Genomic DNA, 22,312 nt, shown 5'->3' with positions numbered 1-22,312 from the left:
GGCGGGCGCGGAGGTCACGGCCCCGCCGAGGGGCCGACCTCCGCCGACACCTTACTCGACGACGACCTTGCCCTTCATCACCATCGAGTGCGGCGTGCAGATGTAGTTGTAGGTCCCCGGATCGTTGAACTTGATCGCGTAGGACTCGTTCTCGTTCAGCATCGGGCCCTGCGCCTTGTCCCAGCCCTTGGCCGGGCCGCCGCGGAAGTGGACGTTGTGGGCGATGGGATCGAGGTTCTTCCAGCGGACGGTGGAGCCGGCCTTCACGGTCAGTTCGGGGGTCGCGAACGCCATGTCCTTGATGTCGACCTCGGTCACCGGGCCGTTGGCGGCCGCCGGGTCGGCCACGAGCTCCAGCGCCGCGGCGTGGGCGTAGGCGAGCGGAAACGCGACGCAAAGCGCCGCGAGCAGAAGTGCGCGCATGTGGGGATGTCCTCGAAACATCTTCCGCGGGGAGAGACGGGGGCCGCGGGCGCTCCGCGGAAGGCCTCGAGCGCCGCGGCTCGAGGCTCAGCCGAGGCCGATCCAGTCGGCCTGCAGGCGATGACCGCAGGACGCGACCGTGCGACGGACGGCCGAGCAGGCTTTCCACGCCACGAAGCCGCCGGCGGGGACGAGCGGCAGCATGAACAGCGCGTCCATCTCAATCATGATATTCAATCCTTAATCACTCTAATGTAAATCTCGTGGTGAACGCTCACGAGATCATGAAATAAGCGAATAAGGACTTAGGTGGTCTTGTTCAATGATAAAATAGGATCGTTCTACTATTTGTATTAGTTCTTATTAGAGGGCCAATCTGCAGTCATCGGATCGGCAGGCCGTGAACGACATGGCCGGGCGGCTGAAACGAGAGCGCCCCACCGCCGCGCCGAGAGGCTCTCGGGCGGCGACGGGGCGCAAGGAACGGCGCGGTTGGGGCGGCGGATGCGGCTTACTCGACGATGACCTTCGCCTTCATCATCGGGTGCGGCGTGCAGATGTAGTCATAGGTCCCGGCTTCGCCGAAGGTCACGGTGTAGCTCTCGCCCTTGTTCAGCATCTTGCCCTGGGCCTTCGGGTCGCCCTTGGCCGGGCCGTTGCGGAAGTGGACGTTGTGGGCGATCTCGTCGTCGTTCGTCCAGGTGACGCTGCCGCCCTTCTTCACCTTCACCTCCTCGTTCGCGAAGGCCATGCTGGCGATCGAAACCTTGACGGCGTCGGCGGGCGCCTGCTCGACGACGGTGATGGCCTGGGCGAAGGCGGCGCCGGCGGGCAGGGCGAGGGACAGGGCGGCGGCGAGCAGGAGCGTGCGCATGGGGCGTCCTCAGCCGCGGATGCTTTTGGCGGTCGGCGGCCGCCGCGGCGCGGCCCCGTCCTCGCGCGGCGGAAGGCCTCGGATAGGCCCACGCCGCGTGCGATGATCGGCAGGTAGAAGGGCCGGCAAGACAGACAAGGAAGTTTTGCCGGGCTGACGCAGACGTGACCGCCGCCGTCGCCTTGTGCGCCGAACGCGGCTAACGTCGCGCACGCTCTCGACCGCTCCGATCCCAACGAGGCCCATGCCCCCGCCCGACGCCGCCGCCAGCAACGCCCTCGAAGTCTCGGTCTCCGAACTGTCCCAGCAGCTCAAGCGGACGGTCGAGGACACCTTCGGCTATGTCCGCGTGCGCGGCGAGATCTCCGGCTATCGGGGGCCGCATTCGTCGGGCCACGCCTATTTCGCGCTGAAGGACGAGGGCGCGAAGATCGACGCCGTGGTCTGGCGCGGGTCGTTCGGCAAGCTCCGGTTCAAGCCGGAGGAGGGCATGGAGGTGATCGCCACCGGCCGCCTCACCACCTATCCCGGCAAGTCGGCCTACCAGATCGTCATCGACACGCTGGAGCCCGCGGGCGTCGGCGCGCTGATGGCGCTCTTGGAGGAGCGCAAGCGCAAGTTCCAGGCCGAGGGACTGTTCGCGGCCGAGCGCAAGCGGCCGATCCCCTATCTGCCGGAGGTGATCGGCGTCGTCACCTCGCCGACCGGCGCCGTGATCCGCGACATCCTCCACCGGGTGTCCGACCGGTTTCCGCGGCGGGTGATCGTGTGGCCGGTCCGGGTCCAGGGCGAGACCGCCGCGGCCGAGGTCGCGGCCGCGATCCGCGGCTTCAACGCGCTTGGCGCGGGCGGCCCGATCCCGCGGCCGGACGTGCTGATCGTCGCCCGCGGCGGCGGCAGCCTCGAGGATCTCTGGGGCTTCAACGAGGAGATCGTGGTGCGCGCGGCGGCCGAAAGCGCCATTCCGCTGGTCTCCGCCGTCGGGCACGAGACCGACACCACGCTGATCGACTACGTCTCCGACCGCCGCGCGCCGACGCCGACCGCCGCCGCCGAGATGGTGACGCCGGTGCGCGCCGAGCTCTTGGCCGCGACCGCCGAGCGCGGGGCGCGGCTGCGCGCCGCGACGCTGCGCGGCATGGAGGCGCGCCGGACCGAGCTGCGCTCGGCCGCGCGCGCCCTGCCGACGCTTGAGACGCTGATCCAGATCCCGCGCCAACGGCTGGACCACGCCGCGGCCCGGCTGCGCCCGGCGCTCACCGCCAACGCCGGCCGCCACCGCGCCCGCTTCGCCGCCGCCTCGGCGCGGCTCCAGCCAGCGGCCCTGACCCAGCGCGTGCATCTGGGGCGCGAACGGGCGGAAGGCCTTTCAGCCCGGCTGGAGCGTGCGGCGACGGCGCTCGCAGAGAAGCGTCGCGACCGGCTGGCCTCGGTCTGGAAGCTCGTGCGCAGCCTCAGCTACGAGGGCGTGCTGGAGCGCGGCTACGCACTGGTGCTGAACGCCGAGGGCCATGTGCTGCGCCGCGCCGCCGAGGTGGGCGACGGCGAGCATGTGCGCCTGAAGTTCCAGGACGGCGAGCGCGCCGCGACCGCCGGCGAGGGCGCCACGCCGCCTCCGCCCACCGCCCCGGCGGCGCAACCCGCTCCGCGCAAGGAGCCGAAGCCGCGCAAGCCCGCGCCCGCGCCGCAGTCGGACCTGTTCGGCTGAAAGCGGGCGGCTGACGGCGCGGGCGACGCGCTAGACTGGAGGATGGGGTGTTGGAGGAGGGGACGATGGCCAAGGCCGCGCTCGCCGACCTGTTTCCAGGCTTTGCGCCGCGCTGGGTCGACGTCGCGGACGACGTCCGGCTGTTCGCGCGCGTCGGCGGGGAGGGGCCGCCGCTTCTGCTGCTGCACGGCTACCCCCAGACGCATGTGTGCTGGCGCAATGTCGCGCCCCTGCTCGCGGAGCGCTTCACCGTGGTGCTGCCGGACCTGCGCGGCTACGGCTGGTCCTCCGTTCCGCCCCCGACGCCGGAGAACTACGCCAAGCGCGTGATGGGGGAGGATATGGTCGGCCTGATGCGGGCGCTCGGCCACGAGCGTTTCGCCGTCGCGGGCCACGACCGCGGCGGCCGCGTCGGCTATCGCCTGGCGCTCGACCACCCCGAGCGCGTCGCGACGCTCGCCGTGCTCGACATCGTGCCGACCGAGCGGATGTGGGCCGGCTTCGGCCGCGCGCGGGCGCTGTCGGCCTACCACTGGGCCTTCCTCGCCCAGCCGGCGCCGTTTCCCGAGACGCTGATCGCCGCCGACCCCAGCTATTTCCTGGAATGGACGCTCGCGAGCTGGACTGCGGCGAAGACGCTCGACGCCTTCGGCTGCGAGGCGCTCAATCACTACCGCGCGTTCTTCGCCGACCCCGGCCGCGTCGCGGCGACCTGCGCGGACTACCGCGCCGGCGCGACGCTCGACGTCGCCGCCGACGAGGCCGACCACGCCGCGGGTCGACGCATCGTGGCGCCCGTCCTGGCGCTGTGGGGCGAGACCGGCTTTCCCGGCCAGGGCGGCGGGCGGCCGATCGACGTCTGGCGGGACTGGGCCGACGACGTGCGCGGGGAGGCGCTGGCCTGCGGCCACTTCCTGCCGGAGGAGGCGCCGCAGGCCACCGCCAAGGCGCTCCTGACCTTCTTTGGAGATCACGCGTGACGGACAGTCCGACGGGCCGGAGGATCGGCCTCGCGCTTGGGGGCGGCGGCGCCCGCGGCCTCGCCCATCTTCATGCGCTCGAGGCCTTCGACGAACTGGGCGTGCGGCCGGCCGCGATCGCCGGCGTCTCCATCGGTGCGATCTATGGCTCCGCCTACGCTGCGGGCCTGTCCGCCGCGGAGCTTCGCGCCCATACCGCCGCCATGCTGCGCGACCGCGGCTCGGTGTTCTCGAAGCTGATGAAGGCGCGGGTCGGCCGGCTGTCCGACCTGTTCGGCGCCGGTTCGCGGAACCCGGTGCTGGTCGACGCCGAACGGCTGCTCGCGCAGTTCCTGCCGGAGAGCGTGCCCGAGACCTTCGAGGCGCTGCAGATCCCCTTCACCGCTGTCGCCACCGATTTCTTCGGACGCGCTGAGATCCGCTTCGACGACGGGCCGTTGCGGCCGGCCGTCGCGGCGTCGATCGCGATCCCTGGGCTGTTCCGACCGGTGGTCCATCGCGACCGGACGCTGATCGACGGCGCGATGACCAACCCGCTGCCGTTCGACGTTCTGGAAGATCTCGACGCGGTCATCGCCGTCGACGTCACCGGCGGCCCCGTCGCGAGCGAAGGCCGCGTCCCGAACGCGTTCGAGACGACGCTGGGCTCGCTTCAGATCATGCAGACGACCATCGTCGCGGGAAAGCTCATGCGCCGGCCGCCCGAGGCGTTGATCCGCCCCAACGTCGAGGCGATCACGCTGCTGGATTTCCTGAAGACCACCGCGGTGCTGCGCGCGAGCGAGGCCGCCAAGGACGAGACCAAGCGGGCGATCGAGGCTGTGTTGGGGTAAGGCGGCCACCCGACTTCAGCGCGGCCGATCGCGGTCTACCGCCCCGCGAAGTGCTTCTTCAGCAACGTCATGTTGCGGCGGTTCGCTTTGAAGGCGAAGTCGAACACCGTGCCGATCAACGGCACGCTGCCGACGACCGTGTCGATCGCGACATTGCCGACCATCCGCGCCAGAATGTGGTTCGGCGCGCCGAGGTCGTGGGCGCGCTTGATCATGTAGGCCGAGACCACCGCCGTCGACAGGTCGCCCGCCACCGGCACGATGCTGGCGATCGCGTCGACCCCGAAGCGCCAGTTGGTGCCGGGGATGCGCCAGCGCGTGTCGAGCAGATCGGCGAGCCGGTCGAGATCGTCCAGCGACGTCTGACGCGACGGCGGCTCCATGCGCCCGGCGAAGCCGGCGGCGGCCTTGGCGGTCATTTGCGGATGATCACCCAGATGGCGTGAATGATGCCCGGGATGTAGCCGCAGAGCGTCAGCAGGATGTTCAGCCAGAAATGCAGGCCGATGCCGACCTGCAGGAACACGCCGAGCGGCGGCAGCAGGATGGCGATCAGGATGCGGACGACGTCCATGCGGTTTCACCTCGGGTCTCGCGCGTCGGAACGGCCGACGGCTTCGGGTCGGAAACGCCGCGGGCGGCGTTTCGTTCACCTGTCCGAGATGGGATCGCGCAGGCCCTGAAAAAAGACCCTTAGCAGGTCGGCCGCGTCGCGCTCCGCGATGCCGGGGTAGACCTCGGGCGCGTGGTGGCAGGTCGGCTGGTCGTAGAGCCGCACCCCGGAGGTCACGGCGCCGCCCTTGGGGTCCTCCGCGCCGAAATACAGCCGGCGGATGCGGGCGAAGGAGATCGCGCCGGCGCACATCGGGCAGGGCTCAAGCGTCACGTGCAGGTCGCAGCCTGTGAGGCGCTCCGCGCCGAGCGCCTCACAGGCGAGGCGGATCGCGACGATTTCAGCGTGGGCGGTCGGGTCGTTGCGCGCGCGGGTCAGGTTGCCGGCCGCGGCGATCACCTGGCCGTCGCGGGTGACGACGGCGCCCACGGGCACTTCGCCGCGGGCGGCGGCGGCCCGCGCCTCGGCGAGGGCGCGCTCCATCGGGGTCACGGACGTCTCCTGCGGGTTCGCGTGCGCACGAGAGGTAACCTCCGCGGGCGCCCGCTGTCGACAGGACGATAACCGCTCGTAAACCGCGCCTGCGCGTGCTATCGCCCGGCGATCATGACAGACTCGACCGACCGCCCCGACGCCAGTCCCGACGACGCCGCGACGCCCCCTCCGGGCGAGCGCGTGGCGAAGGTCATCGCCCGCGCCGGCCTTGGCTCCCGCCGCGAGGCGGAAGCCTGGATCGAGGCCGGCCGCGTCGCGGTCAACGGCCAGACCATCGACAGCGCCGCGCGCAACGTCACCGGGGAGGACGCCGTCACCGTCGACGGCCGCCCGCTCCCGGCCCGCGAGCGCACGAGGCTCTGGCTCTACCACAAGCCCCGCGGCTACGTGACGACCACCCACGACCCCGAAGGCCGCGAGACGGTGTTCGAGATCCTGCCGCCGGCGATGCCGCGGGTGGTCACCATCGGCCGGCTCGACATCAACACCGAAGGCCTGCTGCTGCTGACCAACGACGGCGGCCTCGCCCGCGTTCTGGAGCTGCCGGAGACCGGCTGGCTGCGCCGCTACCGCGTGCGCGCCTTCGGCCGGACCACCCAGGACAAGCTCGACGCGCTGAAGGACGGCGTGACGATCGACGGCTTTGCCTACGGCGGCATCGAAGCGACCATCGAGCGCCAGCAGAGCGACAACGTCTGGCTGATGATCGGGCTGCGCGAGGGCAAGAACCGCGAGGTCAAGCGCGTCGCCGAGCATCTCGGCCTCGCCGTGAACCGGCTGATCCGGGTGTCCTTCGGTCCGTTCCAGCTCGGCGACCTCGGCGAAGGCGCGGTCGAGGAGGTGCGCACGCGCGTGCTTCAGGATCAGCTCGGCAAGCGTCTGATCGACGAGGCCGGATGCGACTTCGAGGCCGAGGCGGTCAGCCATGGCGAGGACGCGCCGGTGGTCACCGGCGGTCGCGGCGCCGGGCGCAAGACGCCGGACAAGCGCGCCGCCGCCGACCAGAGCCGTCTCAAGGATCCGTCGCAGCGCGTCGGCCGCAAGGCCCCGCTGGCGCGTCCGCGCGACGTGCCGGCGCCGCCGACCCTCGCCGAGGGCGAGACCGAGGAGCGGCCGACGCGCACCAAGCGCGCCCCGGCCGTCGCCGATCGCAAGGGCCGCGCCGTCAAGGTCGAGCGGGTGGCCCGCGCCGAGAACGAGCCCGCGCCCCGGCGCGCCCGCAAGGCCGATCCCGAGGCCGCCGAACGTTTCGGTGCGCCCGGCCGCGCCCCGCGGCCACCGCGTCCCGGTGCGAAGCCCGGAGCCCGCGACGGCAAGCCCGCCGGCCGGAGCTTCAAGCCGCGTGAGGGCGACGAAGCCCGTGGCCCCCGCGGCCCGCGCGCCGACGGCGAGCGCCGCGGACCTTCGCGCGGCGACCGCCCCGACCGTGGCGATCGTCCGCAGCGCAGCTTTGGAGACCGCCCGGCCCGCGCCCCATCCGGCGATCGTCCTGACCGCGGCGAGCGCCCGGCGCGCAGCTTTGGCGATCGCCCCGCGCGTGCGCCGTCCGGCGATCGTCCCGACCGTGGCGAGCGCCCGGCGCGGAGCTTTGGAGATCGGCCTGCGCGTGCGCCCTCCGGCGACCGGCCGCGGCCTGCGGCGACCGCAGAGGGCGGCCGCCGGTCCGAGCCGCGCTGGCGCTCCGAGGACGCCCCGCGCAGCGAGCGGCCTCGCGGCGACCGGCCCCAGGGTGATCGTCCCCAAGGTGATCGCCCCCAGGGCGCGCGTCCGCAGGGCGACCGCCCGCGGACGGAGCGGTCCGGCGCCGGAAAGGCGTTCGGCGATCGTCCGCCGCGCCGCGACGGCGACCGGCCGTACGGCGACAAGCCCCGCGGCGAGCGCCCTCAGGGCGACCGCCCGCAGGGAAGCAGGCCGCCTCGCAGCGACGCTCCGCGCGGCGCTGGCGGCAAGCCGGCCGGCAGGTCGGGCGGCAAGCCGGGCGGCTTCGGGGGTAAGCCGGGCGGTTCGTCGGGCAAGCCTGGCGGACGCCCCGGCGGCAAGCCGGGCGGCTTCAAGCCGTCGGGCGGTGGCGGCGGCAGGGGACGGCCGGGCGGTGCGGATCGTCGGGGGTAAATTCAAGGGCCGCGCCCTGAAGGGCCCGGCCGCGGACTCGCGCGCGATCCGTCCCACGACGGACCGGCTTCGCGAGGCCGTGTTCAACGTGCTCGCCCACGCCTATGGCGATCCGGCCGACGGCGCGCGCGTGCTGGACCTGTTCGCGGGCACCGGAGCGCTCGGCTTCGAGGCGCTGTCGCGCGGGGCGCGGTTCGCGCTGTTCGTGGACGAGGGGGCCGAGGCCCGCGCCTGCCTGCGCGCCAATGTGGAGACGCTCGGCCTCGGCGGGCAGACGCGCATCGCGCGCCGCGACGCCACCCGCATGGGCCCGGTCGGCGCGACGGCTCCGTTCGATCTGGTCTTCGCCGATCCGCCCTATGGGCGCGGGTTGGGCGAGCGCGCCTTGTCCTCGGCGCGTGACGGCGGCTGGCTGGCGCCCGGCGCGCTGGTCGTCTGGGAAGAGGCGGCGGACGTGGCGGCCATCGCGCTGGCCGGATTCGATCCGCTTGAGATCCGCACGTACGGCGACACCCGGATCGCGTTGCTGCGCGCGGCCTGACGCAGGTCGCTGCGCCGGATCTTCGGCCGATCGGAGACGATCGTGCGGTTCCGCCCCGCGCTCTTCGCGGCGTACATCGCCTCGTCGGCGAAGGAGACGATCTCGGCCACATGGACGCAGTCGAGCTCGGTCGAGGACACGCCGACGCTCAAAGTGGCGCGGACCACGTGCTCGCCGGCCCTGATCCGGGTTTCGGCGAACGACCGCCGCAGCCGCTCGGCGACCGTCTCCGCCTGCGCCAGCGTCGCGCCGGGCAGCAGGCAGACGAACTCCTCGCCGCCGATCCGGAACAGCGCGTCGCGCGCGCGGATCGAGCGTTGCGCCGCCGCCGCCGCCTGCACGATGACGACGTCGCCGACGTCATGGCCGTAGCGGTCGTTGATCGCCTTGAAGTTGTCGATGTCGAACACCAGCGCCGCGACGCCCACGGCCTCGGAGGAGCGTTCGTTCTCGAGCAGCAGCAACTCCTGGTCGAAGGCGCGCCGGTTCAGCGCGCCGGTCAGGTGGTCGCGCAGCGCCATCTCGTAGTTTGCGAGCGCGACGCGCTCCCGGGACATGGCGACGACGAGGGCGACGGTCGCGGAGGCCTGCGCCACGACGGCGGCGTTGTAGATCACGACCGCCCACACCTCCGGCGAGCCGAGGCCGAGCGGCGCGGGAAGGAACGGGACGAACGGGGCGCGGACCGCGCTGAGGCCGGCGAAGAGCGCCATCAGCGACACGATGAGGCGCCGCGACGGCAGGGCCTCGTCGCGCCCGCGCCAGAACTCCCACGCGATCAACCCGTTCAGCGCCGCGACGCACAGCGTGCGGGTCACGCCGCCGGCGGCCGGCAGGCCGAGGGCCTGCGCCGCGACGTCGACGCTGATCCAGCCGAGGGCGATGGCCAACGCCGTTCCGACGACGTTGGAGCGCCGATCGAAGGCGCGCGCGGCCTGCCAGGCGAAACCGTGCGCGAGGAGGACGCCCGCGACGGCGATCCGCTCCTGCCACTCGTTGAGGAGAAAGCCGTCGCCCACCAGCAGGGCGGCCGAAGCGACGGCGAACAGGAACGGCAGGGCCCACCACCACAGCCGCTTGGGCCGCCCGGAGCCCGCCCAGGACAACAGCAGGGACGCGCCCAGCAGAGCGAGGACCACCGCCGAGCAGGCGATCATCGTTGGAACGTCGAGGCGCATCAAGCGGTGACGGCTCTGCTCTGGGACATTTGGAAAATTACGTATACCAGCAAACGTGGCGGAAAACGCCAGCGGCCTCTTTTGCGCCGGCGCCGTTCGGCTTGGCGATGCGGACCGTCGGGCGAAGGCGCCTGTGGCTCTCTGGCGCCGCGCCTCGGGGTCGTCAGTCGCCTTCGAACGACACGCGGTTGCGGCCGCGGGCCTTGGCCGCATAGAGCGCTGCGTCCGCGCGGGCCATCAGTGTTTCCGGGGTGGCGTCTTCGGCCCGCAGCAGGGCGCCGCCGAGGCTGATCGTTACCCCGAGCGTCAGCTCTTCGAGGACGATCGGCGAACCGACGATCGCCCTGTGCAGGCGGTCCGCGATCAGCTTCGCTTCCTCGCCGGTCGTCCTCGGCAGCAGGGCGGCGAACTCCTCGCCGCCGACCCGCGCGATCATGTCGTCGTGGCGAAGCGCGCCCGACGCCCGCTTCGCCACCGCTTTCAGGACCTCGTCGCCGACGGCGTGCCCGAACCGATCGTTGATCGCCTTGAAGTGGTCGATGTCGAGCGCGATCAGCGCCAGAGGCTTGCCGCTGGAGCGCGCCGCCGCGATGTCGTAGGCGAGCCTCTCCGCGAAGCGGCGCCGGTTCGCGACCCCCGTCAGCGCGTCGGTGCGGGCCGCCGCGCGCAGCTCCGACTCCAGCCGGCGCTGCTCGGTGACGTCCCACAGCACGAGCGCGAAGCGGTCGCCGAGGAACCGGTAGTAGAACTGCACCGTCCGGATCGAGCCATCCCGGGCCCGCACCGTCCACTCCCGCATATGGGCGCGCGACGGGTCGGCCTTGGCGGCGGCGACGGTGCGCCGCCAGTCCTCCCGCGCGGCGCGCCTCAAGGCGGGGTCCGGAAAGGCGTGCCGCCACCAGGCGTCGTGGCTGAGCACCGCCGCGCCCTCGTAGTCGAACAGCGCGTCGGAGGCGCCGTTGTAGAACAGCGCGTTGAAGTCGCGGTCGTAAATCTCCACCCCGACCGGGAGCGACTCCAGCACGGAGCGCATCTGGGCCAGCTCCTCGATCGCGCTCAGGGGATCGGTCGCGCTGCGCAGCGCGATCATGACCAGGCCGGGGTCGTGGGGATCCCGGCCGAGATCGAAGCGGATCATCCCCGCCGCGCCGCAGGCGAGCGTGACGCTGGGCCCCGGCCCGCCCAGCGCCATCGACGCGATCGCCTTGGCGAGCGTCGCCGCGGCTTCGGGGCCGATCGCGCTCTCCAAAGTCGGCCGTCCCGCGGAGGATCGCCCGAGCAGGCGGCAGGCGGCCGGGTTTATGGCGACCAGAACGGGGACGTCGTCGCCTGCGACCACGAGCACCGGGCTCGCGATCGCGTCGAGAAGACGTCTCTCCCGGATCGAAAGCGGTCGACGGATCGCCGCCATCGTCGCTCCCCCCTCACCTCGTTCAGCGAGGGTACCAGAACTCCATCTGGCCCGGAGGCGCCTTGTAGGACGCGATGGTCTTCACCACCGAACCCTGAAGCCCACGCTTGGCCGCGATCGCCGCCACCTGCTCGGCCAGCGGGCGGTCGGCGTCATTGAAGTAGCGCACCTCCGGCGTCGAGGGCGCGCGGCCCGGCGCCAGTTCGATGCCGGGCGACTGGAAGCCGGCCGCTCGCAGGTCGCGCCAAAGGTCCTCGGCGGCGAAGCGGGAGTCCATGTCGGGCGCCTGGATGTAGACCGTGCCGACGGTCGAAGGCGCCGTCGCCGCCTCGGCGTCTCCGGGCGTGATCGCGGCGTTGCGGGCGTCGAAGGCCTTCGCGCTCTCCGCGGTCGCGGCGATGCGGCTCGCGGCGTCGCCAGGCGGGGTCAGCGCGCCGGCGGCGTAGGCCGTGATCAGGCCGAGGATCGACAGCAGATAGAGCCCGTAGAGGCCGGTGCGCATGACCCGCGGCGTCTTCACGATCCGCGCCATGGTCAGCGCGACGATGAGCGTGAGCGCGACGAACACGCCGACCAGCGCATAGACCGCGGCGAGCCGCAGGGCGAGATCGGTGGCGGTCTGTTGAAGCATGGCGGCCTGTCCGTTTCGATCTGATCGTCGACGCGTCCTGTGTGCGTGACCGTAACCGGAGGATCAACCCGCTTGCGCCGGATCAATCGCTTCCGAGCGAACGAACCCAGCCAAAATCCCGTGTGGCGTGAGACCGCGGGCGACATGCCGCGCGTTCGGACACCAGGACGTTTCGGCTGATCGTCTCCGGCAATGGCTCGAAGCGCCCCAGACGATAGGACCAGTGCCGTATCTCGTCGCCGTCGCTCCGGCGGATCACCAGCATCGCGTGGGGATCAAAGCCGTCCTGAGACACCATACTAAAACCAGTGAGATCGCGGTTGCTGCCTGCAGCGCCGACGCGATTGATTACACAATACGGATCGTCTCCTGCGGCAGCCTCGGCGGCGGCGATGATGGTTGGGGGAAGGAGAAGTGACCAAAGCGTCGCTCCTGACGCGGCGCCGCCCAGAATTGCCGACAGCAGCCAGACGCTCGAGACGGCGGGCGCCGCTCTTCCAGCCCGCTTTCCAAGCGCCAGAGCCCACACGAAGGCGAGAACCTCGAGAACAAGAACTCCGAAGCTCACTAGCGCGGACAAGCACGCTATCAGGTCGGCCGGAGAGCTTCGGCTCGGACTTCTGGCGATCGTCGCCAGGAAAAGTAGTCCCGCGAACATCGCCAGATGCACGCCCAAGGTTTGAGCCGTCCAACGACGCCGAACCACGAGCGCGAGCGCAGAGAGCGGAAGCGCAGCGAGGAGAAGGAACGAGAACGACCAAACCTTGAAGGTTTGCCAACCGCTGGCGTTCTTAAGCCGCCCCAGAACAGGGGGATACGTCAGATCGAACCAGGTCGCCGCCGCAACGCTGATGAGAACTCCGATGAGGACAGCGCGAACGGCAGGGGCGCTCATTCCGCTCACCGCCGTCCGAACAGCTTTTCGAGATCGGCGGTGCTGAGCCGCACGAAGGTGGGGCGGCCGTGGTTGCAGGTGGAGGCGGCGGGCTCGGCCTCGATCGCGCGCAGCAGCGCGTTCATCTCGTCGGGCTTGAGCTTGCGGCCCGAGCGCACTGAGCCGTGGCAGGCGACGGTCGCCAGGATGTGATCGAGCCTGCGGGCGAGCGGCGCGGCCTCGGCGTCGCCTTCGGCCAGCGCCTCCGCCACGTCGCGCAGCAGCGCGGCGCCGTCGCAGGGGCCGAGCGGGGCGGGCGTCGCGCGCACCAGCAGCGCGCCGGGGCCGAAGCCTTCGACGCTGAGGCCGAGCGTCGCGAGCGTCTCGGCGTGCGCGAGCACGCGCTCCGCGTCCGCCGGGTCGAGATCGACCACGTCGGGGACCAGCAGCTCCTGCCGCGGCACGCCCGAGGTCGCCCGCAACCGCTTCAGCTCCTCGTAGACCAGGCGCTCGTGCGCGGCGTGGGCGTCGACCAGGACCACGCCATCTCGAGTCTCGGCCAGCACGTAGGTGTCGTGGAGGTGAGCCTTGGCGGCGCCGAGCGGGCGGTCACGGGCGCCGTCGGGCGCGGCGTCGGCCACGTGCGGTGCGGCCTGCGGGGGGAGGTCGACGAGGTCGACCGAGAACGCCGCCTGCGCGCTTTCGCCGAAGCCGCGGGCGGGCGCGCTCCACCGCGGCGCGGGCGCTGCGGTCGGCCGATAGGCGGGCGACGGCGCGGGGCCGCGCGTGACGAAGCGCGCGATCTCGGCGCCGCCCGCGGCATAAGGCGCGGGGCCGTGGGCCGCGAGCGCGCTGCGGACGGTCGAGACCAGCAGCGCCCGGATCAGGCCGGAATCGCGGAACCGCACCTCCGCCTTGGCCGGATGCACGTTGACGTCGACCTCGCCGGGGCCGACCCGGACGTCGAGCGCCGCCACGGGATGGCGGTCGCGCGGCATGACGTCCTGGTAGGCGGCCTTGAGCGCGCCCACCAGCAGGCGGTCGCGGACGGGGCGGCCGTTGACGGAGAGGTAGATCGCGCCTGCCGTCGCCCGGTGCAGGTGGCTGAGGCCGACATGGCCGACGAGGCGCGCGCTCTCGCGCAGGCCGTCGATCGGGATCACCGCCTCGGCGACCTCGGCTCCGAGCACCTGCGCGAGGCGCTCCGCGAAGCCGGCGGCGTCCGGCGCGACCGCCGGAAAGCGCAGGGTGCGCTCGGCCACCACCAGCGTGAAGTCGACCTGCGGCGCGGCGAGCGCCAGCCGGCGCACCACCTCGGCCGCGGCCTGCGCCTCCGCGCGCTCGGACTTCAGGAACTTGGCGCGGGCGGGGGTCGCGAAGAACAGGTCGCGCACCTCGATGCGCGTGCCGTGCGGCAGGGCCGCGGGCTCGACCTCGCCCTTCGCGCCGCCCTCGACCGTCAGCCGCCAGCCGTGCGGCGCGTCCGCCGTGCGGGTCGCGATATCGAGCCGGGCGATCGCGCCGATCGAGGGCAGCGCCTCGCCGCGGAAGCCCATGGTGGCGACGCCGACGAGATCGTCGTCGGACGCGATCTTGGAGGTCGCGAAACGCTCGACCGCAAGGACGAGGTCGTTGCGGTCCATGCCGCAGCCGTCGTCGGAGACGCGGATGAGCCGGGCGCCGCCGCCCTCGAGCACCACCTCGATCCGCCGCGCGCCGGCGTCGAGCGCGTTTTCGGCGAGCTCCTTCACCACGGAGGCGGGGCGCTCGACCACTTCGCCGGCGGCGATCCGGTTCGCGACCGTGTCGGTGAGGAGGCGGACGGGCATCAGATGTGACGGCTCGCGAGTCGGGCCGTCACTCTAGCATCGTGCGCGGAACGGCGCGCGGCGGGCGATGGGTCTCAGCCTGGAGCGCCTGGGGTGGCCGGGGCGGCTTCCGGCGCGCGCACGTTGACGTCGCCGAGGCCCTGCGGCTTGCCGACCGCGATGATCAGCAGCGAACCGTCGCCGAACAGCTTCGCCGCCGCCGTCTTCACCTGCTCGGGCGTGATCGCCTCCACCAGCGCGTTGCGGCGCGTGATGTAGTCGATGCCGAGGTCGTCGAGCTGCAGCTGGACCAGCTGGTTCGCGATCTTGGCCGAGGTGTCGAAGCGCAGCGCGTAGGAGCCGATCAGGTACTTCTTGGCGCTCGCCAACTCCTCCGCCGTCGGTCCGTCCTTGGCGATGCGCGTGATCTCGGCGCGGATCAGGTCGACCGACTGCCCAGCCCGGTCGTTCCGGGTCGCGACGCCGCCGAGCACCATGCCGGCGTGATCGTAGGGCGCGAGGTAGCTGTAGACGCCGTAGGCCAGGCCGCGCTTCTCGCGCACCTCGGTGAACAGCCGCGACGAGAACGAGCCGCCGCCGAGGATGTGGTTGACCACATAGGCCGGGATGAAGTCGTCGTCGTTCCGGAGCGGGCCGGCGCGGCCGAAGATGATGGAGGTCTGCGGCACGTCCAGCTCGACCACCTCGGTGCGGCCGACGCCCTTGGGCTGCACGGTCGGAACCGGGACGAGGCCGGCCTTCGCGGGGAGACCCGAGAGCACGCCGTCGATCAGTCCGGCGAGACGCTCGGGCGTGATCGCTCCCACGACGCCGATCGCGACGTTGTCGCGGGCGATCAGGCGCGCATGGCCGGCGACGAGGTCGTCGCGGCTGATCGCCCCGAGGGTCTCGACCGTGCCGCGCGGCGGAACGCCGTAGGGATGGCCGGGGAACGCCTCCGCGAAAAAGGTGCGGCCGGCCATGTCGTCGGGGTCGAGCACGGCGCGGCGGATCTGCGCGGAGAGCTGGCCGCGCATGCGGTCGACGTCCGCCGTCTCGAAGCGCGGCTTCGACAGCGCGAGGCCGAGCAGCCGGAACGCCTCGTCGATGTTCTCCGGCAGCGTGCGCAGGCTCGCGGTCACGCCGTCGCGGTTCGAGGAGAAGTTGAGCTCGATCGCCTTGTCCTCCAGCGTCTGCTGGAAGGCTTCGGAATCGAGGTCGCCCGCGCCTTCGTCAAGCAGCGCCGACATCAGGTGGGCGAGGCCGGCCTTGCCCTCGGGGTCCTGCGCCGCGCCGCCCTTGAAGGCGAGCTCAACGGCGACCACCGGGACCGTGTTCTCCTCGACGAGCCAGGCCTCCGCGCCCGCCGGCGTCTGGACCCGCTGGATCTCGGTGGCGCGGGCGGGGGCGGTCGGCAGAGCGATGGCGGCTGCGGTCATGACGGCGGCGAAGACTCCGGACAGGCGGCGGGACAGGCGAGGGGCGGCGAGGCCGCCCGTCACGGGCGCGCCCCCGGCGCGGCCGTCTCGGCGGTGACGGGAACGGCGGCGGGCTTTGCGGTCAGAAGCTCGCCGGTGACGCCCCGGCGCGGCTGCAGCACGGCGCGCGCGGCGTCCCGCACCTGATCGGCGGTCACGGCGCGGATCTTGTCGGGCCAGCCCTGCACCTCGGCGACCGTGCCGCCGGTGGCGAGCGAGGCGCCGTAGATCCGGGCGAGCGTCGCCTGGTTGTCCTGCGCGTAGATCGTGTCGGCGACGAGGCGGGTCTTGGCGCGGACCAGCTCCTCCGGCGTCGGGCCGTCGGCCACGATCTTGGCGATCTCCTCGTCGAGCGCCGTCTCGATCTCCTTGAGCGAGGCGCCGCCGCGCGGGCTGCCGTAGACCGCGAAGCGGCCGTCGTCGAGCGCGTCGCCCTGGTACCAGGCGCCGGCGTTGGCGGCGACGCCCTTCTCCACGACGAGCGCCTTGTAGAGGCGGCTAGTGGGGCCGCCGCCGAGCAGCTGCGCCAGCAGATCGAGCGCGTAGGCCTGGTCGCCCTTCGCGGTCTCGTAGGAGGGCGCGAGGAACTGCTTCGAGATCGAGGGCTGCGTCACCCGCGGGTCGGACAGCGAAACACGGCGCGCCGCGCGCGGCTCCGGCTCGGTCGGGCGCTTGCGCGCGCCGGGGTCGGCGCGGCGGGGGGCCTTGCCGTAGGTCTCTTCGGCCATGGCCTTGACCTCAGCGGGCTCCACGTCGCCCGCGACCACCAGGATGGCGTTGTTCGGCGTGTAGAAGCGCTCGTAGAAGGCGATCGCGTCCGCGCGGGACAGCGTCTCCATCTCATGCTCCCAGCCGATGATGGGCGTCCCGTAGGGGTGGTTCACGAACAGCGCCGCGGCGACGGCCTCGGAGAGCTGCGACGAGGGATCGCCGTCGACGCGCGAGCGACGCTCCTCGAGGATCACGTCGCGCTCCGGGTTCACCACCTCGTCGGTGAGCTGCAGCCCGGTCATGCGGTCGGCCTCGAAGGACATCACCTCCTTGAGGTGCTCCTTGGCGACGCGCTGGAAATAGGCGGTGTAGTCGTAGGAGGTGAAGGCGTTCTCCTGGCCGCCGAGCTCGGCGACCACTTTCGAGAACGCGCCGGCGGGGTGCTTCGCCGTGCCCTTGAACATCAGGTGCTCGAGGAAGTGCGCGATGCCGGAGACGCCCGCGGGCTCGTCCGCCGAGCCGACCTTGTACCAGACCATGTGCGTGACGACCGGCGTCCGGTGGTCCGGGATCACCACCACCTCGAGGCCGTTGGCGAGGGCGAAGGTCGAGACCTCGGGACCAGACGCGCGGGCGGGGTCCGCCGCGGCGGCGGAGGGCTTGAGCCCGGCGAGGGAGGCGACGAGCGTTGCAGCGGCCATGGTTGCGGCGAAACCTCCGAAGAAGCGGGTGAACGGGCGGGGGCCGGTCATCAGGCGGGCGGCGTCCTTTGTCGGGCGAAGCGGCCGGGGAGAGTTGGCGTCCGGGGCGCGAGATCGCCGCGGGAGGCCCGCGACGACGCAGGCGCGTCGCCTGCATATATAGACGAACCGGCGATCCGCCACGAGCGGCGGTCGACGTCACGACCCGATGAGGCGGTTAAATCGCCGTAACAAAAAGGCCGGCCCGCAGGAGCGGCCGGCCTTTTTCCGGTCGGAACGAGGAGAGGCCTCAGTGGCCCTCGCTCGAGAACGGATTGATCTTCTTGTACCAGGAGGCCTCGGCCTCCGGCGCCTTGTAGGGCGCGGTCGAGGCCGGGGTGCGGTAGCCCGAGGGCGGGTCGGTCAGCCGCGCGCGCTTCGGCTCGGCGCCGGCGGGGACCGCCTCGGCGGTCTGCGTCTTGCGCGCCTTGAGCTCGCTCGGGCTCAGACGGTCGTTCGTGTTGTCGTAGGTCGGCGACGAATAGCCGGCGACGCCCGCGGCGTCCGGCTCGGCCGTGCGCTTGCGGTTCAGCTCGCTCGGCGACAGGCGCGAATTGCGGTCGAGCAGGTAGTCCCGCTCTTCGGTGCGCGGCACGTCGGCGAGGGCCTTGCGCTGGGCGCGGCGCTCGGCGTCGGGATCGAGCGGCCACTGGCCGGTCGACTGGGCGACGGCGCCCTTCGCCTGCGGCGGGGGCAACTGGCCCACCGCCGGCGGCGGCACCAGCGCCGGACGCTCGCGGTAGTCGATGTCGGGCTTTTCCTTGTCGCCCATGCCGAACGCGTCGAACAGTTCGGTGATGGGGTTGGAGCCCATGTCGTCCGCCGCCTGGGCGGGATGAGCCAAGCCGAGCGCGGCGACCGCAAACGCGGCAGGCGCGACGAGGGCTTTGATCTGACGCTTCATCGACGTGTCCTTGCAGCCGAGACCCGGGCGGCTCCTGTCCTGAGGACGTGACGCTCTACGAAGTTACCCCCGTGGCGCCCTTCGAGCCGCGGAGCGCACCATACAGAAGCAGCAGGACCCCCGCAACGATGGCCGCATCGGCCAGATTGAACACGTACCAGGTGACCTCGCCCCAGTGCAGCAGCGCGTAATCGACCACGGCGCCGTAGGCGACCCGGTCGACGCCGTTGCCCACCGCGCCGCCAAGGATGAGCGCGAGCGCCCAGGCGGACAGCGCGTCCTTCTCGCGCGCTATCCAGATCGTGATCGCGATCGAGGCGACCACGTGGAGCGCGACCAGCGCCCAGCGGCCGAAATCGCTGTCCTGCTGCAGCAGGCCGTAGGAGACGCCGGTGTTCCAGACGAGCACCAGGTCGAACAGCGGCGCGACGGCGACGCGGCCCTTGGCGGCGAGGTCGAACACGAACAGCGCCCAGAGCTTCAGCGCCTGGTCGAGCACGAAGACGACGATCGCGAGCGCATAGGCGCGGCGGGCGGGGGAGGCGAGGGTCATGCTGCGATCGCCGGACGGGGCGCGGGGATCCCTCCTCGCGCCGAAGGCGTGGGGAGGGTGGCCCTTTGCGGAGCAAAGGGTCGGGTGGGGCCTTGGGGGTGGGGCTCCACCCTGCGGCCCACCCCGCCCGACCCCGCCGTGCGGCGGGGCCACCCTCCCCTGTCCCAGGGGAGGGATAGGAGCTTGACGCGCCTCACGCCGCGCGGCTCCGGGCGGCTTCCCACTCGCGCAGCGCCTGGGCGTCGCGGGGGGTGACGTCGGGGTAGTCGGCGTCCGCGCCGACGTCGGGCGTCACCTTCCACGAGCGGGCGCATTTCCGGCCTTCCGCCCGCGCCGGGACGACGGCGACGCCGGCCACGTCCGCAAGACGGAACGCGTCGGCCGGCGCCTCGTCGGAGACGACCTTGATGGCGCTGGTGATCGCGACCTCGGCGAGGTCGACGCCCTTCAGCGCCAGGGCGAGCTCCGGATCGGTCACGTGAACCACCGGCGCGGCTTCCAGCGACGAGCCGATGCGCTTCGCCGCGCGCTCGATCTCCAGCGCCCCGGTCACCACGCGGCGGACCTTGCGGACGTTTTCCCATTTCGCCGCCAGCGCCTCGTCGCGCCAGGCGTTGTCGGCCAGCGCGTAGAGCTCGAGATGAACGGAGCCGTCCTCGCTGGGGAAGCGCGACAGCCAGGTCTCCTCGGCGGTGAACGGCAGCAGCGGCGCGAGCCGCGTCGCCAGCGTGCGGAACACGCGGTCGATCACTGTGAGGCAGGCGCGGCGGGTCACCGACGACGCCGGGTCGCAGTAGAGAGCGTCCTTGCGGACGTCGAAGTAGAACGCCGAGAGGTCGTTGGTCAGGAAGGTGAACAGGCTCGCGAAGCCGCGCTTGAAGTCGAAGGCCTCGTAGGCGGCCTCGACCTCGGTGTCGACCTCCGCCAGCCGGTGCAGCACGTAGCGCTCCAGCTCCGGCATGTCCTCGACCGCGACGACGTCGCCGTCCTGGAAGTGCGCCAGCGCGCCGAGCATCCAGCGCAGCGTGTTGCGCAGCTTGCGGTAGGCGTCGCTCGCGGTCTTCAGGATCTCCTGGCCGATGCGCAGGTCGTCGGCGTAGTCCGACAGCACGACCCAGAGGCGCAGGATGTCGGCGCCGGACTGCTCGATGATCTTCTGCGGCGCGACAATGTTGCCGAGCGACTTCGACATCTTGCGGCCCTGCTCGTCGAGCACGAAGCCGTGGGTCAGCAGCGCGTCGTAGGGCGCCCGCCCACGCGTGCCGCAGCTTTCCAGCAGCGACGAGTGGAACCAGCCACGGTGCTGGTCCGAGCCCTCGAGGTAGAGCACCTGGTCCTCGCCGCCGTCGACGATGCGCGTCGGGCTGAGGTCGGGCCGACGGTCCAGCACATAGGCGTGGGTCGAGCCCGAATCGAACCAGACGTCGAGGATGTCGGGCACCTTGTCGTAGTCCGACAGCGCGTGGTCGTTGCCGAGGAAGCGCGAGCCGTCGTCGGCGAACCAGGCGTCGGCGCCCTCGGCCTCGAAGGCCTCCGCGATGCGGGCGTCGACGCGCGGATCCTGCAGGATCTCGCCGGTCTCCTTGTGCACGAACACGGTGATCGGCACGCCCCAGGCGCGCTGGCGCGAGACCACCCAGTCCGGCCGACCCTCGATCATGCCGCGCAGGCGGTTCTTGCCCTGGGGCGGGTAGAACGCCGTCGCCTCGATCGCGGCCAGCGCCCGCGAGCGCAGCGTGTCCGCGGGGCCGGCGATGTCGCGGTCCATGTGGATGAACCACTGCGGGGTGTTGCGGAAGATCACCGGCTTCTTGGAGCGCCAGGAGTGCGGGTACTGGTGCCGCAGCTTGCCGCGCGCGACGAGGCGGCCGCCCGCGACCAGCGCGTCGATCACCGCCTGGTTGGCGTCGCCCTTGTCGCCCCTGTGGGTGATGACCGAGCGGCCGGTGAAGCCCGGCGCGTCTTTGGTGAGGAAGCCCTCGGCGTCGACCGTGTAGGGGATCTTCGAGCTGATGCCGCGCTTCTCCAGATCGAAGCGATGGTCCATCCAGAGCTCGAAGTCCTCGCGGCCGTGGCCGGGCGCCGTGTGCACGAAGCCCGTGCCGGCGTCGTCGGTGACGTGGTCGCCGGGCAGCAGGGGGACGGCGAAGTCGTAGCCGTGCTCTTTGAGCGGATGCGCGGCGACGAGGCCCTCGAGCTCTTCGGCCGAAACTTCGCGGACCTTCGAGAACCCGGTGACCTTGGCGGCCTTGAACACGCCCTCGGCCAGCGCGTCGGCGAGGAGGTAGCGCGCGCCGACCTTCGCCCAGTTGTCCTCGGCCGCCTCGGTCACCTCATAGAGGCCGTAGGCGATCTTGTGCGAGTACGCGACGGCGCGGTTGCCGGGCAGGGTCCAGGGCGTGGTCGTCCAGATGACGACGGAGGCGTTCTCCAGTTCCCCTCCCCCTTGTGGGGAGGGGTTAGGGGTGGGGGTGGCGCCGGACGTGGCGCCCATGGCGCCGCTCGCGGCGTCGCCGTCGCGCTCCGTTCTGGACCACCCCCCACCCCGACCCTCCCCCGCAAGGGGGGAGGGGGAAGACAGCGGAAACGCCACGAACACCGTGTCGCTGGTGAACTCCTGGTACTCGATCTCGGCCTCGGCGAGCGCGGTCCGCTCCACCACCGACCACATCACCGGCTTCGAGCCGCGGTAGAGCTGGCCGGACTTGGCGAAGGTCATGATCTCGCGGGCGATCTGCGCCTCGGCCGAGAACTTCATGGTGGTGTAGGGGTCCTTCCAGTCGCCGGTGACGCCGAGGCGCTGGAACTCCGCGGACTGGATCCCGATCCAGTTCTGCGCGTACTCCCGGCACTCCTTGCGGAACTCGATGACCGGCACCTCGTCCTTGTTCAGGCCCTTGGCGCGGTAGACCTCCTCGACCTTCCACTCGATCGGCAGGCCGTGGCAGTCCCAGCCCGGCACGTAGTTCGAGTCGAAGCCCGCCATCTGGCGGGTGCGCACCACCACGTCCTTCAGGATCTTGTTGAGCGCGTGGCCGATGTGCAGGTGGCCGTTGGCGTAGGGCGGGCCGTCGTGCAGGACGTACTTCTTCCGTCCGGCGCTGGACGCGCGCAGCTTTTCGTAGAGCCCGATGCGCTCCCAGCGCTTCAGCAGCTCCGGCTCCTTCTGGGGGAGGCCGGCGCGCATGGGGAAATCGGTCTGCGGCAGGTACAGGGTTTCGGAGTAGTCGCGGGGCGTCGTGTCGGAGGACTTAACGTCGGAGGGCATGGGGCGCGTCCGGGTGTCTCGTGAGGCGTCGGTCAGGCGGCGTGTCGTCTCCCGGCCCGTCGCGTGAGCAACGCGCGACCCGCGCGGCTCAGGCGAAGGCCGGGCCGGTAATTCGGAAGGTGGGAGACAGACGCAGGCGCATGGATCCAAGCCTCAGGCGAAGAGGTTGCGCGCCTT

At 71.8% G+C, this 22,312-nt stretch carries 20 protein-coding genes and 1 pseudogene; 5 read left to right on the top strand and 16 right to left on the bottom strand.

Annotated elements, in window-relative coordinates; all coding sequences use genetic code 11:
• Positions 1–51: 51 nt before the first annotated feature.
• The 3 genes from JOD31_RS13990 to JOD31_RS13980 all read right to left on the bottom strand — a co-directional run bounded on the left by JOD31_RS13990 (position 52) and on the right by JOD31_RS13980 (position 1,297).
• Positions 52–423, bottom strand: coding sequence for a cupredoxin domain-containing protein (locus JOD31_RS13990; protein ID WP_204950947.1), 372 nt, complete (start codon positions 421–423; stop codon positions 52–54).
• 87 nt (positions 424–510) lie between these two features.
• Positions 511–651, bottom strand: a complete 141-nt coding sequence (locus JOD31_RS13985; protein ID WP_204950946.1) for a hypothetical protein — start codon at positions 649–651, stop codon at positions 511–513.
• 283 nt (positions 652–934) lie between these two features.
• Positions 935–1,297, bottom strand: coding sequence for a cupredoxin domain-containing protein (locus tag JOD31_RS13980; protein WP_204950945.1), 363 nt, complete (start codon positions 1,295–1,297; stop codon positions 935–937).
• A gap of 244 nt (positions 1,298–1,541) precedes the next feature.
• On the opposite strand from JOD31_RS13980, the gene xseA reads away from it, so the two are divergent.
• From xseA to JOD31_RS13965, 3 genes are all read left to right on the top strand, one after another.
• Positions 1,542–3,005: an exodeoxyribonuclease VII large subunit gene (gene xseA, locus JOD31_RS13975; RefSeq protein ID WP_204950944.1), complete on the top strand. Its 1,464-nt coding sequence runs from the start codon at positions 1,542–1,544 to the stop codon at positions 3,003–3,005.
• A 65-nt stretch (positions 3,006–3,070) separates the two neighbouring features.
• The gene (locus JOD31_RS13970; protein WP_204950943.1) at positions 3,071–3,985 is read left to right on the top strand and encodes an alpha/beta fold hydrolase; all 915 of its coding nucleotides are present in this window, start codon (positions 3,071–3,073) and stop codon (positions 3,983–3,985) included.
• The gene (locus tag JOD31_RS13965) at positions 3,982–4,818 is read left to right on the top strand and encodes a patatin-like phospholipase family protein (RefSeq protein WP_204950942.1); all 837 of its coding nucleotides are present in this window, start codon (positions 3,982–3,984) and stop codon (positions 4,816–4,818) included. The genes JOD31_RS13970 and JOD31_RS13965 overlap by 4 nt, the downstream gene beginning before the upstream one ends.
• Positions 4,819–4,853: 35 nt before the next feature.
• Here JOD31_RS13965 and JOD31_RS13960 read toward each other — a convergent pair whose 3' ends face one another.
• From JOD31_RS13960 to JOD31_RS13950, 3 genes are all read right to left on the bottom strand, one after another.
• A complete protein-coding gene (locus JOD31_RS13960; RefSeq protein ID WP_204950941.1) occupies positions 4,854–5,237 on the bottom strand; it encodes a DUF4112 domain-containing protein in 384 nt (127 codons plus the stop codon).
• Positions 5,234–5,392: a YqaE/Pmp3 family membrane protein gene (locus JOD31_RS13955; protein WP_020186423.1), complete on the bottom strand. Its 159-nt coding sequence runs from the start codon at positions 5,390–5,392 to the stop codon at positions 5,234–5,236. Before JOD31_RS13955 ends, JOD31_RS13960 begins: the two co-directional genes overlap by 4 nt.
• Positions 5,393–5,467: 75 nt before the next feature.
• Positions 5,468–5,914: a nucleoside deaminase gene (locus JOD31_RS13950; RefSeq protein ID WP_204951419.1), complete on the bottom strand. Its 447-nt coding sequence runs from the start codon at positions 5,912–5,914 to the stop codon at positions 5,468–5,470.
• A 123-nt stretch (positions 5,915–6,037) separates the two neighbouring features.
• Here JOD31_RS13950 and JOD31_RS19540 point away from each other — a divergent pair, with 123 nt between their 5' ends.
• Complete coding sequence (locus JOD31_RS19540) at positions 6,038–8,038, top strand: pseudouridine synthase (protein ID WP_204950940.1); 2,001 nt, start codon at positions 6,038–6,040, stop codon at positions 8,036–8,038.
• On the top strand, positions 8,019–8,579 hold the full coding sequence (gene rsmD, locus JOD31_RS19535) for a 16S rRNA (guanine(966)-N(2))-methyltransferase RsmD (RefSeq protein WP_204950939.1): 561 nt from the start codon (positions 8,019–8,021) through the stop codon (positions 8,577–8,579). Before JOD31_RS19540 ends, rsmD begins: the two co-directional genes overlap by 20 nt.
• A gap of 44 nt (positions 8,580–8,623) precedes the next feature.
• Here rsmD and JOD31_RS19530 read toward each other — a convergent pair.
• From JOD31_RS19530 to ileS, 10 genes and pseudogenes are all read right to left on the bottom strand, one after another.
• Positions 8,624–9,100: pseudogene (locus JOD31_RS19530) on the bottom strand (GGDEF domain-containing protein); the annotation flags it as partial.
• Positions 9,101–9,920: 820 nt separating this feature from the next.
• Positions 9,921–11,168, bottom strand: a complete 1,248-nt coding sequence (locus JOD31_RS13935) for a sensor domain-containing diguanylate cyclase (RefSeq protein ID WP_204950938.1) — start codon at positions 11,166–11,168, stop codon at positions 9,921–9,923.
• A gap of 22 nt (positions 11,169–11,190) precedes the next feature.
• Positions 11,191–11,799: a hypothetical protein gene (locus JOD31_RS13930; RefSeq protein WP_204950937.1), complete on the bottom strand. Its 609-nt coding sequence runs from the start codon at positions 11,797–11,799 to the stop codon at positions 11,191–11,193.
• Positions 11,800–11,881: 82 nt separating this feature from the next.
• On the bottom strand, positions 11,882–12,694 hold the full coding sequence (locus JOD31_RS13925) for a hypothetical protein (protein ID WP_204950936.1): 813 nt from the start codon (positions 12,692–12,694) through the stop codon (positions 11,882–11,884).
• A gap of 5 nt (positions 12,695–12,699) precedes the next feature.
• Positions 12,700–14,502: a DNA mismatch repair endonuclease MutL gene (mutL, locus tag JOD31_RS13920; protein WP_204950935.1), complete on the bottom strand. Its 1,803-nt coding sequence runs from the start codon at positions 14,500–14,502 to the stop codon at positions 12,700–12,702.
• A 74-nt stretch (positions 14,503–14,576) separates the two neighbouring features.
• Positions 14,577–15,920, bottom strand: a complete 1,344-nt coding sequence (locus JOD31_RS13915) for a M16 family metallopeptidase (RefSeq protein ID WP_210341493.1) — start codon at positions 15,918–15,920, stop codon at positions 14,577–14,579.
• Between the two features lie 59 nt (positions 15,921–15,979).
• A complete protein-coding gene (locus JOD31_RS13910; RefSeq protein WP_204951418.1) occupies positions 15,980–17,371 on the bottom strand; it encodes a M16 family metallopeptidase in 1,392 nt (463 codons plus the stop codon).
• A 289-nt stretch (positions 17,372–17,660) separates the two neighbouring features.
• A complete protein-coding gene (locus tag JOD31_RS13905; RefSeq protein ID WP_204950933.1) occupies positions 17,661–18,314 on the bottom strand; it encodes a hypothetical protein in 654 nt (217 codons plus the stop codon).
• Between the two features lie 55 nt (positions 18,315–18,369).
• Positions 18,370–18,867, bottom strand: coding sequence for a signal peptidase II (lspA, locus tag JOD31_RS13900; RefSeq protein ID WP_204950932.1), 498 nt, complete (start codon positions 18,865–18,867; stop codon positions 18,370–18,372).
• 193 nt (positions 18,868–19,060) lie between these two features.
• Positions 19,061–22,135, bottom strand: coding sequence for an isoleucine--tRNA ligase (gene ileS / locus JOD31_RS13895; RefSeq protein WP_204950931.1), 3,075 nt, complete (start codon positions 22,133–22,135; stop codon positions 19,061–19,063).
• Positions 22,136–22,312 lie beyond the last annotated feature (177 nt).

This window comes from Methylopila capsulata, from assembly GCF_016907975.1.
GTDB lineage: Bacteria > Pseudomonadota > Alphaproteobacteria > Rhizobiales > Methylopilaceae > Methylopila > Methylopila capsulata.
The sequence above is the reverse complement of the archived record's forward strand: the minus strand, read 5'-3'. Positions and strand labels throughout refer to the sequence as shown.

Coding starts and splice junctions, on each gene's coding strand:
- JOD31_RS13930 (WP_204950937.1), bottom strand. CDS start 11,799: ATGCTTCAACAGACCGCCACCGATCTCGCCCTGCGGCTCGCCGCGGTC.
- JOD31_RS13935 (WP_204950938.1), bottom strand. CDS start 11,168: ATGGCGGCGATCCGTCGACCGCTTTCGATCCGGGAGAGACGTCTTCTC.
- JOD31_RS13910 (WP_204951418.1), bottom strand. CDS start 17,371: ATGGCCGCTGCAACGCTCGTCGCCTCCCTCGCCGGGCTCAAGCCCTCC.
- JOD31_RS13985 (WP_204950946.1), bottom strand. CDS start 651: ATGATTGAGATGGACGCGCTGTTCATGCTGCCGCTCGTCCCCGCCGGC.
- JOD31_RS19540 (WP_204950940.1), top strand. CDS start 6,038: ATGACAGACTCGACCGACCGCCCCGACGCCAGTCCCGACGACGCCGCG.
- JOD31_RS13960 (WP_204950941.1), bottom strand. CDS start 5,237: ATGACCGCCAAGGCCGCCGCCGGCTTCGCCGGGCGCATGGAGCCGCCG.
- xseA (WP_204950944.1), top strand. CDS start 1,542: ATGCCCCCGCCCGACGCCGCCGCCAGCAACGCCCTCGAAGTCTCGGTC.
- JOD31_RS13905 (WP_204950933.1), bottom strand. CDS start 18,314: ATGAAGCGTCAGATCAAAGCCCTCGTCGCGCCTGCCGCGTTTGCGGTC.
- JOD31_RS13980 (WP_204950945.1), bottom strand. CDS start 1,297: ATGCGCACGCTCCTGCTCGCCGCCGCCCTGTCCCTCGCCCTGCCCGCC.
- lspA (WP_204950932.1), bottom strand. CDS start 18,867: ATGACCCTCGCCTCCCCCGCCCGCCGCGCCTATGCGCTCGCGATCGTC.
- JOD31_RS13955 (WP_020186423.1), bottom strand. CDS start 5,392: ATGGACGTCGTCCGCATCCTGATCGCCATCCTGCTGCCGCCGCTCGGC.
- mutL (WP_204950935.1), bottom strand. CDS start 14,502: ATGCCCGTCCGCCTCCTCACCGACACGGTCGCGAACCGGATCGCCGCC.
- JOD31_RS13950 (WP_204951419.1), bottom strand. CDS start 5,914: ATGGAGCGCGCCCTCGCCGAGGCGCGGGCCGCCGCCGCCCGCGGCGAA.
- ileS (WP_204950931.1), bottom strand. CDS start 22,135: ATGCCCTCCGACGTTAAGTCCTCCGACACGACGCCCCGCGACTACTCC.
- JOD31_RS13915 (WP_210341493.1), bottom strand. CDS start 15,920: ATGACCGCAGCCGCCATCGCTCTGCCGACCGCCCCCGCCCGCGCCACC.
- JOD31_RS13925 (WP_204950936.1), bottom strand. CDS start 12,694: ATGAGCGCCCCTGCCGTTCGCGCTGTCCTCATCGGAGTTCTCATCAGC.
- JOD31_RS13970 (WP_204950943.1), top strand. CDS start 3,071: ATGGCCAAGGCCGCGCTCGCCGACCTGTTTCCAGGCTTTGCGCCGCGC.
- JOD31_RS13990 (WP_204950947.1), bottom strand. CDS start 423: ATGCGCGCACTTCTGCTCGCGGCGCTTTGCGTCGCGTTTCCGCTCGCC.